The organism is Leptolyngbya sp. 'hensonii' (assembly GCF_001939115.1).
GTDB lineage: Bacteria > Cyanobacteriota > Cyanobacteriia.
Genome location: NZ_MQTZ01000008.1, coordinates 16,752 through 30,384 on the forward strand (window position 1 = coordinate 16,752; position 13,633 = coordinate 30,384).

14 protein-coding genes, 2 tRNA genes and 2 pseudogenes are annotated in these 13,633 nt (G+C 47.7%); 12 read left to right on the top strand and 6 right to left on the bottom strand.

Going from position 1 to position 13,633, the window contains the following annotated elements:
• The first annotated feature begins 55 nt into the window (after positions 1–55).
• Positions 56–1,240: a pentapeptide repeat-containing protein gene (locus BST81_RS03255; RefSeq protein ID WP_143780199.1), complete on the top strand. Its 1,185-nt coding sequence runs from the start codon at positions 56–58 to the stop codon at positions 1,238–1,240.
• A 355-nt stretch (positions 1,241–1,595) separates the two neighbouring features.
• Positions 1,596–2,246 (top strand): tetratricopeptide repeat protein, encoded by a 651-nt coding sequence (locus BST81_RS03260; protein ID WP_075597118.1) that lies wholly within the window; start codon positions 1,596–1,598, stop codon positions 2,244–2,246.
• Here the strand turns inward: BST81_RS03260 and BST81_RS03265 are convergent.
• Positions 2,214–3,641 carry an AAA-like domain-containing protein gene (locus BST81_RS03265; RefSeq protein WP_075597128.1) on the bottom strand — a complete coding sequence of 476 codons (1,428 nt, stop codon included), beginning with the start codon at positions 3,639–3,641 and terminating at the stop codon, positions 2,214–2,216. The two genes, BST81_RS03260 and BST81_RS03265, sit on opposite strands and share 33 nt — an antisense overlap.
• 668 nt (positions 3,642–4,309) lie before the next feature.
• Between BST81_RS03265 and BST81_RS03270 the strand changes: the two genes are divergently transcribed.
• The 3 genes from BST81_RS03270 (at position 4,310) to BST81_RS03280 (ending at position 5,568) form a co-directional block, all read left to right on the top strand.
• Entirely contained in the window at positions 4,310–4,573 is a 264-nt protein-coding gene (locus tag BST81_RS03270; RefSeq protein ID WP_075597119.1) for a TM2 domain-containing protein, read from the top strand.
• Between the two features lie 234 nt (positions 4,574–4,807).
• Positions 4,808–5,290 (top strand): DUF2752 domain-containing protein, encoded by a 483-nt coding sequence (locus BST81_RS03275; RefSeq protein WP_216351195.1) that lies wholly within the window; start codon positions 4,808–4,810, stop codon positions 5,288–5,290.
• Between the two features lie 191 nt (positions 5,291–5,481).
• Positions 5,482–5,568: transfer RNA gene (locus BST81_RS03280), tRNA-Ser, on the top strand.
• 207 nt (positions 5,569–5,775) lie between these two features.
• On the opposite strand, the gene BST81_RS03285 is transcribed toward BST81_RS03280, so the two are convergent.
• Positions 5,776–5,847: transfer RNA gene (locus BST81_RS03285), tRNA-Gly, on the bottom strand.
• 34 nt (positions 5,848–5,881) lie between these two features.
• Complete coding sequence (locus tag BST81_RS03290) at positions 5,882–6,775, bottom strand: MBL fold metallo-hydrolase (RefSeq protein WP_075597120.1); 894 nt, start codon at positions 6,773–6,775, stop codon at positions 5,882–5,884.
• Between the two features lie 291 nt (positions 6,776–7,066).
• Here BST81_RS03290 and BST81_RS03295 point away from each other — a divergent pair, with 291 nt between their 5' ends.
• On the top strand, positions 7,067–7,570 hold the full coding sequence (locus BST81_RS03295) for a DUF2062 domain-containing protein (protein WP_075597121.1): 504 nt from the start codon (positions 7,067–7,069) through the stop codon (positions 7,568–7,570).
• A gap of 6 nt (positions 7,571–7,576) precedes the next feature.
• Here the strand turns inward: BST81_RS03295 and BST81_RS03300 are convergent, their stop codons facing one another.
• Positions 7,577–8,503, bottom strand: a complete 927-nt coding sequence (locus BST81_RS03300; protein ID WP_075597122.1) for a bestrophin family ion channel — start codon at positions 8,501–8,503, stop codon at positions 7,577–7,579.
• A gap of 486 nt (positions 8,504–8,989) precedes the next feature.
• Positions 8,990–9,415 (bottom strand): annotated as a pseudogene (gene rnhA / locus BST81_RS29195) (ribonuclease HI); the annotation flags it as partial.
• 263 nt (positions 9,416–9,678) lie between these two features.
• Between rnhA and BST81_RS03310 the strand changes: the two are divergent.
• From BST81_RS03310 to BST81_RS27310, 3 genes are all read left to right on the top strand, one after another.
• On the top strand, positions 9,679–9,921 hold the full coding sequence (locus tag BST81_RS03310) for a hypothetical protein (protein WP_075597123.1): 243 nt from the start codon (positions 9,679–9,681) through the stop codon (positions 9,919–9,921).
• Positions 9,922–10,117: 196 nt separating this feature from the next.
• Positions 10,118–10,462 carry a winged helix-turn-helix domain-containing protein gene (locus tag BST81_RS03315; RefSeq protein WP_075597124.1) on the top strand — a complete coding sequence of 115 codons (345 nt, stop codon included), beginning with the start codon at positions 10,118–10,120 and terminating at the stop codon, positions 10,460–10,462.
• 160 nt (positions 10,463–10,622) lie between these two features.
• The gene (locus tag BST81_RS27310; protein WP_253188068.1) at positions 10,623–10,742 is read left to right on the top strand and encodes a transposase; all 120 of its coding nucleotides are present in this window, start codon (positions 10,623–10,625) and stop codon (positions 10,740–10,742) included.
• A 19-nt stretch (positions 10,743–10,761) separates the two neighbouring features.
• On the opposite strand, the pseudogene BST81_RS28705 reads toward BST81_RS27310, so the two are convergent.
• Positions 10,762–11,006 (bottom strand): annotated as a pseudogene (locus tag BST81_RS28705) (ISKra4 family transposase); the annotation flags it as partial.
• Positions 11,007–11,293: 287 nt separating this feature from the next.
• On the opposite strand from BST81_RS28705, the gene BST81_RS03325 reads away from it, so the two are divergent.
• From BST81_RS03325 to BST81_RS27315, 3 genes are all read left to right on the top strand, one after another.
• Positions 11,294–11,671: a hypothetical protein gene (locus BST81_RS03325; protein WP_075597125.1), complete on the top strand. Its 378-nt coding sequence runs from the start codon at positions 11,294–11,296 to the stop codon at positions 11,669–11,671.
• Between the two features lie 10 nt (positions 11,672–11,681).
• Positions 11,682–13,295, top strand: coding sequence for a caspase family protein (locus BST81_RS28710; RefSeq protein WP_075597126.1), 1,614 nt, complete (start codon positions 11,682–11,684; stop codon positions 13,293–13,295).
• Positions 13,296–13,404: 109 nt separating this feature from the next.
• Positions 13,405–13,633 (top strand): helix-turn-helix domain-containing protein (locus tag BST81_RS27315; RefSeq protein WP_171974652.1); only part of this gene is annotated, 229 nt, incomplete at its 3' end.

Sequence of the window (13,633 nt, forward strand, 5' to 3'; positions counted from 1 at the left end):
ATTGCTGGAGTTGATAAAATCACCTTATATAGTGCATCACCAGGGCGCGACTGTTATGGCAGATAAGGAGCAATTAGCACTACTTAAGAGAGGTGTAACGCTCTGGAATGAGTGGAAGCTGAGAAACAGCCGAGCCTGCATCGATTTAACAGAGGCTAACCTTAGTATGCTGAATTTGAGTACAGCAGATCTGGGTGGCGCTGATCTGCTGGGGGCGAAGCTGATTGGGACTGACTTAATTGGGGCCAAACTCAGTGGTGCCGTCCTGACTGAAGCAGATTTGCATGAAGCGAATCTCAGTAAAGCGGACCTGATTGGGGCTGATCTGATTACAACTAAGCTGATTAGTTCTGATTTGCGGGGAGCTAAACTGAGTCGAGCTGATTTCACTAGAGCCGATCTGACGGGGGCCGATCTGCGAACGGCGATCGTGAGTGGTGCAAGTTTACGATCAGCCCGCCTGGTTGATGCTCGCCTCAATGGAGCCAATCTACGAATCGCCAATCTGCGACAGGCTGATCTGACTAGAGCCGACTTACGGGACGCCGATTTGAGTCGGGCTAATCTGAACCATGCCAACTGCAGTGAGGCCAAATTAATTGGCGCTAATCTCACTGAAACGCACGTTTTGGGGACTAACTTCACTGGCGCAAAACTGACCAAAGCCTGCCTGGAAGATTGGATCTTTAATACAGCCACAAGACTAAACGATATTGTCTGTGATTACGTTTATCTTCAGAACTACGAGCAGAAACGTTATCCTGGCCGAGGTAATTTTCTTCCTGGAGAATTTAGTCGGCTGCTTCAGGAAGACTTGAACACTTTTGATTTACTGTTTCCGCAAGGGATTTCCTGGGAAATTTTTGCCTACGCTTTGAAGCAGATAGAGCTGGATTATGGCAATACAGGTCTCACAATTCGCAGTATTGAAAATAAAGGTGATAAGGTTCTTGTCGTCCGGATTAGTGTGAGTGGTGCGGTCGATAAAAACAAACTTCAAGAAGATTTTTCCCGGATCTATAAATCGGCTCATTTTGGTCTGGAGCTTTTTACTCAAAATGACCTTCATGGCTCTGACTTGCAAGCCCCAAAAGAAAGCCAGCGGAAAACAACCCGTCGGGAAGAAATCAATGTCCTGTTCCTGAACTTTCCCCGTCGATCGGGCAGCTCAAAACGACTCCTGTATTTAAATCACCGCAGAAACCGACGATCGAGCAAAATTGGCATCATTCGCTACTAAGTTAGTGAGCGTTATTACGGAGATCAGATGTCAGAATCATTCCACCCTTCCATTCGGTACAGGGTGAGATCGAGTCGCAAGGGTAGCTTTGATTTCACCCACTGAGTTAGTGGTTAGAGAATGACAGGCATTTGGCTTGCCCTGTATCTTTTCCCAAGTTCTTCACGTTCTTTCCTTATGCTGTGCTTAACCAGTTGAAGGGTCATAGAACTTCCGGTGAAGCTACCTGAAGTCATAGGTTGGATTGAGCAATGCAAATTCCAGCCTATTTCTTTAAGTGGTCTTCACATGGAATTGATATCAGCGGATAACGCATTCCCTTAATCTAGTTAAAACATCCCATCAGGTAGCACTTATGTCCGTGGCCGAACAATCCAGACCTTCCCCACAAAAAGCAGATATCCCTGCAGATGCGAGTACGTGGTTTGGTAGAGGTGTACAAGCTTCTTACCAGCAACAATTTTTTCAGGCGATCGATGCCTACACGGAGGCAATCTCACTGAACCCACAATTCACTGCAGCCTACATCAATCGGGGTGCCGCTTTTCGTCACTTAAAGAATTACACTCGGGCTCTGCAAGATTTCTCTCAAGCCCTCAGCCTCGATCGAAGTGAAGCCAAGGCCTATATCAATCGCGGCATCATTTACTCTGAAATGGGGGACAAGGTTTTGGCAATTGAAAACTATACCCGAGCCATTCAACTCAAGCCAACCTATGCCCGGGCGTACTACAATCGAGGAACTGTTCGGGCTGAAATGGGCGATGATCTGATTGCGATCGAAGATTTTAGTCAGGCGATCTCCCTTAGTGCCAACTATGCTAAAGCCTACTACAGCCGGGGGCAGACCTATCAGAAGCTAGGGCGCTATGATGTCGCTACTCAGGACTTTTACCGGGCAGCTCGATTGTTTCAGGAAAGCGGAGCTCTGGAAGATTACAAACGGGTGATGAGCAAACTGAAAGTTCGCAAATTACTCCCTGTTGAGTTCATGGTTTCCCGATAGCTGCTGGCTGAAATACAACTGGTAAAGCTGGCATCGCGATCGGGCCTGATTTCCATCTAGATAAATCAGCCCCATGCTTTCCAGCTTGTAGGCTGAGATTGCATCCAGATAAGCTCCCTGATCTTTGAGCATCACCTGTTTTAGGGTAGCTATCAGATGGGGATCATCTTGCAGTAGAGCCAGATACTGCCTCAAGTGAGGACTGTAAATTCCTGCTTGCGTAGCAGCAGACTGCAAGAGGCTTTCCAAGGTTATTTCATGGCAACAGAGATAGTAAAACGCCAGACTTAAAAGGTAGGGGTGTCCACCGACCATCCCCTGCAGGGCTTTGGCCTGGCTGATTCCTGCCTCCGTCCTCCAATTTAGGCCATAACTCTGAGCCAGAGCCTGCACTTGCTCCAGTGTAAACGGAGGTAGCTTTAGGGTCAGACCCACATTGAAGGGAGATTGATTCAGATGTAGGGGAATATGGATCTCTGGACTGTAAGCCACAACAACTCTCAGTTTCTGCCAGAGGGGGACTTGCTTAGCCTGTTCATACCAGGAGCGCAGCATGGACAGGAAATCCTGGGCAATCAAAGGGTGCTCAAGCAGGCGGTTGACTTCATCCAGAACCAGAAGCAAAGGCTGCCCGATTTGCTGGAGCAGATAGCGTTCGATATAAGTCTTGCAACTGACCTTGCTGCCGATATCTTCATTCCAGTACTCATCTAACCTCGGCTCAAGGTTGAGTTGTCTGCTGATATTGGCGCAGAACCAGCGAAGGCAACGATCTAAAGAGGAAAGGGCAATCTTGTCAACTTCCTGGAAGTCGATGTAAGCAACCCGATAACCCTGATTGCGGCCATAGGCGATCGCCTGGATTAACAGAGAGCTTTTCCCCATGTTCCTGGAGGCGGTCACACGGATAAAGCTACCCGGATAGTCAATTTCCTTAAAAAGGAGATTTTCGACGGGAGGTCGGCGGATATAAAAGGGGGAGTCCAGAGGGAGAGGGCCGCAGGGAAATCCTGGTTCCTTGACAGGGGACAGGCTCCTCTCTAACCTGGCCACAACAGGAATACTGGAATTGTCCACAGCAGAATCTCTTAAATCGTCTTCAAAACCCAACTGAAGTTCCGATCTATTGATGGCATAGGCCCGGTATTGCTGCAGCACCAGATGCAGATTTTTCTTGGTAACCCTTTGCCCAAAGGCATCAGAGAGCTGTTGCCAGAGTTGGGAGCCAATTTCTTTGATGTAGCCGCTGCCATAACCTGATCCCCGGGCCATCTCGCTGTAAGTCTGTCCCAGCCAGGATTGACGCAACACAAATCGTTCGATCGGTCCCAGTTGCCTTGGCAATAACAGCCGCTCCACAACTTCCAGGGATTCATCGAGATTATTAGATTTCATCGGGCTGGCTTTCATGGGCTGGCTCTGATTCACGAGAAAAGCTAGCAAATCCTAAGAGAACAGTGAGTTTATGGAAAACCCACCTAATCCAACCATTGCCTCACAGTATATATACGTAGAGACATCTTCAAACTTTACCATAACCTTCCCCAACTGATCTCAACTAAATCAGTGAATTCAATGAAGGGCAAGATTTCCGAGTCATCAAAGATGCTCAGTAGAACTTTCAGTGGGACATTCAGCCTATGCAGGCAAGGCAGTTCTGGAACGGATTTTGCAACGTTCAGCATACTTCTGTAGATACCCAAGGCATTTCAGGAAGTCAAGGGTTCAGGGATTGAGTGGTATAGATCCTGAATCTTTTGCTTCACGTAATTTCACTGATCTGGTTTGAAGTAATTCTACTTAACAGATTTTACTGGGTAATTCATAGATTCAGAGTCTTAATCCTGCACTCCCATGGATCTACCTATGGTTCTCCCAGAAACTATAGACAGATTAGAATGCCTGATCATCTCTTTCCTGGAAGCAGGTGAAGGCTTTGAGGCGTAGCTGATTGGGGCTATCCTGATCTAGAAGATTGGAAGATTCATAACATTTGGGCAATATGCATCACGAATGGGTAAAATAGCCGCGTAATGGCATTTTTTATTACAAGCGAGGTTTCTATGACCACTGGATCTTCCGGTGATGCAAGCAAGAAAGTTCCCGCTGGCATCTGCGGTATCCTACTGGGGGGCTTGGGAATTCACAAATTTGTGCTGGGCTACAATACGGAAGGGTTGATTATGCTATTGGGCACCCTGCTGACCTGTGGTTTTGCAGGAGCTATTTTTGGCATTATTGGCCTGATCGAAGGCATTATCTATCTATCCAAGCCAGATCAGGAATTTGTTGATACCTATATTACGAGCAAGAAAGGCTGGTTCTAAGCACTTCTACTAGCTGTAGGAGTGACAGTCTATCTGAAGGCAGGGTGCTGCCAGATGTACCTGTTATTCTGAAATTGATATCATGGCAACTGGCACCAATTTCTCCTAAAGCTGTAAAATCCCAGATGAAGGTATTGTGAGGGTGTGGTTCTCTGCACCCTCATCCCATTTCAATTCATGGGAAGAAGTAGTGTGCTACCGGGTTAGTCAGGCGTTCTTCATCTGATTTAGATCATGTTTCAGCTCTCTCATCATCCTATGACCTTCCAGGGGCGTCTGGCTCGTTGGGGCATCCTGGGTTTTTCGGGTGCACCGTTAATTGGGGCTCACTTCTATAATCAGGGATTCCAGATCCCATTTCTGGTTTGCCCCATCCGCCACTTAACGGGGATCCCCTGCCCCACCTGCGGCATGACTCGCTCTTTTATGGCGATCGCGCGGGGTGATTTGCCCCAGGCCGTGACTGAACATTTGCTGGGGCCGGTTCTATTTATCGTCTTCCTGTTGGCGATCGTACATGTGCTGCTGGAACTCGGAACGGGACGCAATTTCCAGGCTCCTTACTTGCGCATCCTGGGGGATCGGGTCTTCCAGGTCTCTACCCTGAGTGTGATTTTGGGGTATTACAGTATCCGTCTGGTACACCTGGCCAGTACAGGGGAGTTGATGGCAGCCCTGATCCAGTCTCCATTGGGGCAATTGGCTCACTTGACCTAAACTCTAACTAGAAATCCGGCTCTCGCAGCAGATTATGGGATGAATTTCTCTTCTCCAGGGGGCTTCCGAGGCAGAACTGGAGGTTGAACTAAGATTCCCAGTGGATAAATGTAAGAACGGATTATATTTCTTACTCAACCTTTGTTATTATATTAATTCTGTGGCAATGGATAGCGTTGCTACATCCTCCTGGAGAGGTGGCCGAGTGGTTGAAGGCGCAGCACTGGAAATGCTGTTTACTCGTAAGGGTAACGAGGGTTCGAATCCCTCCCTCTCCGTTCCTAAAAGAAGGCGATTGAACCCCAAACCTTAACTATCAGTTCAATGTTTTAGGGCAGGCTGAAAGCAGTAGGGGTAGCACCTAAAATATCTCGATGCCCTACAGTCAATTCACCACTGTCGGTGAAATAATGATTTCACGAAAAAACAGTCTTACAAAGAACAGCCTTACGAAAAACAGTCTTACAAAAAACAGGCTTAATTTAAGCGGGACATGGGATTCGAACCCACGGCATTCACCTTGGCAAGGTGACGCTCTACCACTGAGCTAGTCCCGCGTGCTTGGCGAATCTAATATTCGCAGAATCGCCTTCACTTGTCAACCCCTATCTCCGCAATTTTTGCCATCCAGTTGAGGCAGAGTTGCATCTGGTGTTGCATTACCCGGTAATCTCCATGATACCGCCGACCATGCCCTGGTAACACCCATTCGAAGGAATAGGTCGCTAACTTGTGCATGGATTTGACCAGTTCTGGCCAGGAGTACCAGCAAGCATCTCTGAACGCATACAGGTGGTTCAATCGGGTTGACCAGGCTAGGTGATCCCCCGTGAAGAGAAATCGATCGCGATGCAGCAAGACCGTATGCCCTCTGGTATGGCCGGGAGTGGGGATAATCTGCAGATCAGAGGCCAGGGAAAAGGGTTCAAAGCCGGAAGGCTGAATTTCCACATCCCTTGTTCCGGAGGTTACGTCAGCCTGGTGCAAAATCCGCTCACAGCCAAAATAATCGTGGAATTTCTGGTGATCGGCCACATCATCCCGATGGGTCAAATACAGATAGCGAATACCGCCCAGTTCTTCCAGTCGGCTCACCAGGGGAGGTACAAACCGGGGGGAGTCCACCAGAACATTGCCCTCAGACCGCACAATCAAATAGCTCGTTGCAGCATAGGAAGCCTCAGCGTGATAACCGGAGTGATAGACATTATCCTCGACTGGAATGGGAAAACTCTGCTGCGCCATCTTGATGTCGATCGGTTTATCCACAGTCCCAATCGAGGCTGTGGGACAGGCCAGGAGAGCCTGTAGAGCCATCAATCGCTGATCTGGATTTTCTGGTTGATGGTAAACTGCCGACTGATCCCCCCTGCGGGTAAAACTATCAGGGGCCATCCAACGACAAGTATCACAATCAATACAGGTCTGATCGACAAAGAAGTCCCCAGTTACGTTTTCTGAACGACGAAATTTGGGATTGGCCATGATTCAACTCTGGATGCTGATTCCATGCTAAATGATTGGCATTAATATACTTCATGCACCAACACTGCCCTCACCCCCGGCCCCTCTCCCAGAGCGGGAGAGGGGAGAAATTAAGCGTTAATGCCCCTTCTCCCCATTGTGGGAGAAGGGGGTGGGGGATGAGGGGAAAGGGATTGGTGTGCCAAGTATATTGTTGCCAAATGATTCACCGGGAGTTTATCGGGCAGGCATTCAGAACCAAGAGATGAACCCTGTATCTTGAAAAAGTGTCCCCTTTCCTTGCTTTATCCTATGAAAGCCACAGGTTCCCAGAAGTCCTTGTTTGTCAAGTGGAAACGCTTTGCCCGCTATATTTATCTGCGATTCCTGCGGTTACGGGGAAGTCCGGTGGAAATTGCCCGTGGGTTTTCGATCGGGATCTTCTGGGGCATGTTTCCTTTGCCTGGTTTGCAGATGGTGGTTGCGATCGTCACCGCCGCGATTTTTCGGGGGAGCAAAGTGGCAGCAGCAGCCGGAACCTGGCTCACGAACCCTTTGACCAGCCTGCCGATCGCAGCCCTGAACTTCCATGTTGGCCAGTGGTTTTTGGGGCGGGAACTGGCTGATTTGCCAATGGATAACCTGCAGTCTCCTGATGGGGCGATCAAACTAGGTGGGGAGTTTCTCACCAGTTTTTTTCTTGGATGCTTTATTACAGGGACATTGATGGGAATGCTCAGCTACTATGCGGGGGTGCCTCTGATCAAAGCAATCAAACGGCGAGCTGCTCAACGGCGAATTCGTCGTCACCACTGACGGGACTTAGATCTCTTCCCCTGAGGACTGCAACTTTTCCACATAGTTATGGCTGGTTGGAGTTAGGGAAATCAAGTCTTCAATATTCCGCAACATGGTGTCGCAAATCGCATCCAGAGGCAGATCATTGTAATCATGGCCAAAAGGATTTTCGATTTCAATCCCAATTTCTTCGATGCCAAACAGGGTAAAACTGACAAGGGCTGTAACAACACCTGTCCACCATCCCAGTTCATGCACCATTTGAAAGGGAAGGAGAAAAGAGTACAGCAGCAGTAATTGTTTCAAATGAATGGCGTAAGCCAGGGGCATAGGGGTTTTAAGAATCCGCTCACAGCCGCCCAGATTATCCACCAGCATATCCAGGTGCTGATGCATGGCTGTAGACTGATAGGAATTGACACAACCTCTGTAATACTGGCGTTGCAGGTAATCCCCAATCCAAAATGCCACTTCCAGGGGAGGGTTATGAATACCCTTCAACTTTTGATATTTAGCTGGAGCCATTAATCCTTCTAATTCGGCGTTAATCACCTCTCTCCGCAAATGCAATTTGGTCGCCACTGCGAAAGCGACCAGCAGTTTCAGGGTGGCGATTTTATCCAGCCGATCTTGGGATTCTCGCTCTGTAATACCGACCCAGATATAACGGGCCAGGTTTCGGCAGGTGTTAGTGATCCCTCCCCAACATTTACGTCCCTCCCAGAACCGCTCATAGGCCGTGTTAGTTCGAAACACAAGCAGTAATCCCAACACAATACTGGGAATAATGCTGCCAAAGATGGGCTCAGCCTTGACCAGGTCATAGTTATAAAGGATAGAAACTAGAAAGCCAAAGGTGCCACAGAAAACGGTCCTTGGCAAAATTGAAGGAATAACGGAGCCTTGTAGTTGCAGTACGAGTCGAAACCAATTACGTCTTTCGGATGGCATGGATTTTGACTAGTCTACCCGTTCTAACTGCCAGAGAATTTGATTGCCTTCTCGCCGCACCCGCGAGACAACCCAGTTACGCCAAACCCAGTTATCTCCACGGCTGGTAACGGCACTGGCATTGATATCCATTAAATCTGCCAGTTCCGAACTGCTGATCAGGTAACTCTCCTTTGCAACTTCATCAGCAATCCGCAATGTCTCAATCAGATTGCGAAGTTGAGCAACCCTGACCTCACGCGGAATGTCTTCAAGCGCAGAATCAACGATAGGAGGAATAGGGGAATCCGTCATGGTTGGATCGGAGAAGTCGTGATTGGAATCTTTGACATTGGATTGTAATCGTTCGAGGAGGTTTGCATTAGTTTTCTGCGTATCAGATGGAATTTTTTCTGGGGTAATAGCAGTCAAAATTGGCTGATCAGGCTCCTGTTTTTCCCATCCCTGCTGCTTCAGGGCGATCGATTGGCCCAGGGAGAAAGCACGAGCGATCGTATCACAACGTTCATTGCCGATGTCGCCCGTATGTCCCCGGACATAGTGCCAGGTCACCTGTCTGGAATTGAGTTGGTCCAGGGTTTCCCATAACTCCCGATTTAAAACCGGTTGGCCCTGAGAAGTTTTCCATCCCTTTTTCTTCCATCCAGCAATCCATTTTGTGATTCCGTTCCGGACATATTCACTGTCTGTGTAGAGGGCGATCGGCTCTACCTGGGGGTACGCTGCCAGAAACTGTAGGGCTGCGATCGCAGCCTGCAATTCCATCCGGTTATTGGTGGTGTCTGCCGCCGCCCCACCTAACTCGTGCAGAGTTCCATCAGAAAAATTAATCACTACTCCCCAGCCCCCTGGACCTGGATTGCCAGAACAGGCTCCATCTGTGTAAATACTTTGAATTTTCGCAGAAGACATCCGCACGATATCCGTAAAATCACCAGTGTAACTTGTAGGGAACAGCAGGTGAGGAAAACCCGTCCATCCTGGCGGTAACCCAGGCATTCCCTGCAACACCTCTCTATACAGGCATCTCACACAACGCCCTAGTTGAGCCGCAGTTTAGTTTATCGCAGTCTACCCGGTGGCTACCCCAACATCAAACTCGGATAGAACCCATCCAGTTTTATCTTCCAGTTGATGGTGTCAGCCCCCAGTCTTACTCGAAGGAGATCGAAAACATGGAAACCCTGATTAATCGTCAACAGGTTATGTTTGAGGCCATCGCAGCTTACCCACAGCCCTATAGAAGTGATTTGGACCCTACCACTTGCTGGACCCTGAAAGAGATTTATGCGGGCAAGCTGATCCTGTGCAGCGAACCCTTTTGGGGTTCCCCTCAAATTCACCCGGAATATGCGATCTCCAAGGAAGCTCTGCTGGATTGGAAGAATTGCCAGGAGAGAGCGGTTTGTATAGCCTGATTGATTTCAGGCCATCTCCTTTGCAGCTTAGGAATGAGAATTAAATAACACCGATAAACTTCTGCTTGCCCTCACCCCCCTGCCCCCTCTCCCGGCRGGAGAGGGGGAGGGGTTGGGGGTTGGGGGTGAGGGCTGAAAATCTCGGAGTTATTAAATCCACGATCCTTAAGGGCAGGAGCGCAACATTCAGGAGTTGATGGAAGCCCATTTTCCCGAGGAATTGGGGATTGATAGTGCGTTGTGGACCCGCCGAGGGGTGCAAGAACTGATTGAGCAGCAGTGTCAAGTCGTGATGCCAATCCGGACAGTAGGGTTGTATTTATGGTGCTGGGGGTACGGTCCCCAAAAACCATTGAAGCGAGCCTATGAGCAAGACCCAGAGGCGATAGAGGAGTGGTTAGAGCACACCTACCCCGAAATTGAGCAACGTGCCGCAAGGGAAGGAGCAGAGGTCGCTTGGGGCGATGAGTCGGGACTCCGATCGGATGCTCAAGCAGAACGAGGATATGCGCCAATCGGGGAAACCCTGAGATTCATCTGAGCCAGAAAAAACGGGTGCGAATCAACTTCATTACCAGTGTGAGCAATCAAGGTAATACGGGCTTCATGCTCTACACCAGCAAGTTTACCGAGGCTGTGCCAAAGGAGAACGCAAGCTGTTTTGGATTGTAGACCAACATCCAGTCCATCGAGGCAAACAAGTGCAGCAATGGTTAGCAGAGCACAAAGAGCAGATTGAACTATTCTTGTTGCCATCTTACTCACCCCAACTAAATCCCACTGAGTATCTCAATGGTGATGTCAAGCAGGGTGTTCACTAACCGCTTTGTCAACTTGAGGGAGTGGAAAGGCTTGTCGATGTACCAAGCGTTGTTGCGTTCCTTGTGATACAGCCATTCCCGTTAGGATTGGCAAATCTTGAGCGCACTGTTCGTAAGAGACATTGGCACTCATGATTAAACAGCATTTATCCAGATAAGGACTCAATTGAGTGCGTTCTTTGACTTGGATGCCGTTTCGTCATAAAGCAATGCTGTAATAGCATGGACATGAGCTTGGATTTGTTGAAGTTTGTCGCCGTCCATGGATGCTCCCTGAAGGGTATAACTGGAACATCTCTAGCATAATGAAACTCCTCTCAATTGACTCATTAAGTATTTATGCTCACTGCATAACTGGGATGCACCCCACCGTTATACGCCTTCCCCACTAGGTTGGTGTCCCTCATAAATTTCTTACAAGTGCAGTAGTTATCTAAATTCTTGGAAGATTTAATAAGTGAATACACCTTCTGGGCTGAAGATCTCGGTTTTCACCGGATGGTGATGTCAAAATCAAGTAATATTTTGAGACTTTATAGCCCCAAATACTTATGACCCTAAGTACCAGTGTCAAGTTGACCATCACCTTCAATGACCCTGACCTAGACTCAGAAGAGCGAGACGAGCAAGTTCAAAGACTTGTGGCTGAGTTGAAGCAGGTAGAGGAAGTAGATGCTGTTGATCGTGTCCTTGACCCCAATCCTCCAGAGGGAAACAAAGCACTTGGAGGTTTTTTGGTTGGGCTTCTGTCGGCTGAGGTGAGTGTTGCCAATGCTCAAAAGTTGATGGGTTTCCTGGGCGATCGCCTTGGTGGTAAGCCAATTGAACTGGCAGTCGAAGCAAATGGCAAGAAGTTAACCGTGAAAGCTCATAGTAGAGAAGAACTGGAAGCAGCAATCAAAGCAGCCCAAGATTTTGTAGCGGCGTAGGTGAGCAAATATGGCAAAGGTTGCGTTGTTGATTGGTGTTAGTGAGTACGAACCAGGACTGAACCCGTTACCTGCGGCAGTTAAGGATGCTGCTACCCTGCAACGAATTCTTCAAGATTCCGAGATGGGTGGTTTTGATGAAGTAAAAGTTTTAACTAACCCTGACCCTCAGTCAATGCAATATGAAGTTGAAACCCTATTCACGGGACGTACTAAAGATGACTTAGTGCTTTTATTCTTCTCTGGACATGGCATAAAAGATGATAGCAATAACTTATATTTCGCTACTCGTATAACACAGAAGAATCCTAAAGGAGATCTAATTCGCTCTACAGCAGTTCCTGCTAGATTTATTCATGAGGTAATGAACAATAGCCGTGCGAAGCGGCAAGCAATCATCTTAGATTGTTGCTTCAGTGGAGCATTTGATCCAACTTTACAAACTAAGGATGATGGTTCAGTAGACCTGCAAGGGCAATTAGGGGCAGAAGGGCGAGTTGTATTAACCTCTTCTAGCTCAACCCAATACTCTTTTGAACAACAAGGTTCAGATCTATCTCTTTACACTCGTTATCTCGTTGAAGGGATTGAGACTGGAGCAGGCGATCGCGATGAAGATGGTAAGATTTCAATTCGCGAACTGCATGACTACGCTACTAGTAAAGTGCAGGAAGCTGCTCCCAATACGACTCCGAAGCTAATCACACTCAAAGAGATGGGCTTTGATATTGTATTAGCTAAAGCAAAAGTTACTGATCCCAAGTTAAGGTACCGTAGACAAGTGGAGCGATACAGTAGTCGCGGCAGCATTTCTTCGATCGGACGGACTATATTAGACCAACTTCAAACTCAGTTAGGATTATCTCCAGAAATTACCAAAGAAATTGAAGCTGAAGTTCTTCTTCCCTATCAGAAACGTTTAGAAAACTTGCAGCGATACGGGCAGGTATTTTCAGAAGCGATTGGGTATGAATATCCTTTGAGTAATAATGCTCGATCTGAGTTAGAGGATTTGAGAGAAGTCTTGGGCCTTAGACAGGAAGATGTAAACTCGATTGAACAAGATCTTGTTGCTCAGATAGTTCAGAAGCCGAATTTTGAACATGGAGCAAATCGGCAAACGCTACAGCAACAAGAGAAAAGACTAATTGAAGAGACTGTGACAAATAAACAGATCACACAGCCCACATCAGAACAACAAAATGAAGGTCATCTCAATTCACCTAGCAAAAACAATCAAGCCATAAATCCTCTAAATCGAAATAGATCTAAAAAAGTGGTTTTTATTGCTACTTCTAGTATCTTTGTGTTACTAGTTGGCAGCATTTTAACCTTCAATAAATCTTTGTTCTCTGGAAATCAAAACAACAATAATGGAGTCAGAACATATACTGTAGGTGCATTAACCATTACAGGTGATAGACAGCATGTGTGTAATGTTCTCTTGCCACGAGGACCTGGTATTGGAGGTTCATTTTTCTACTCTGATGAGAACGTACTGTGGAAAGACCTTCAATGTGAGAAACTATACTGCGACTTGAGTAATGCTAGCTGTAGAACTTCTCTCAAATCTCAATGGGCTAACCCAGATAGATCTGATAACAGTGCTCCAGGTTCAAATTAAGCAAGTAATAATGTTGAGCTTCCAATTGTAGAGCAAGTTATTCAGTTTCCAGATAAGCCAATACCTACACGAGTCTAAGTAGGTCGGAGGGATAAAGTATAAGATAGATTTGGCCCTCTACTGGTTGTCTCTAGTGCCTGCCCCCTTACGAATCAAACTGAGTGACGAGGAAGACCGCACCCTGGCTGAACTGAGATTAGCCACGACCGTGCCGCAACGAACCCGAGACCGTGCCCATATGCTGCGGCTGAATGCGCAAGGATGGACCGCCCCGGCAATCGCCGAGGTCTTTGAGTGCCATGAACATACGGTGCGAGCCACGATACGACGGTGGCAGC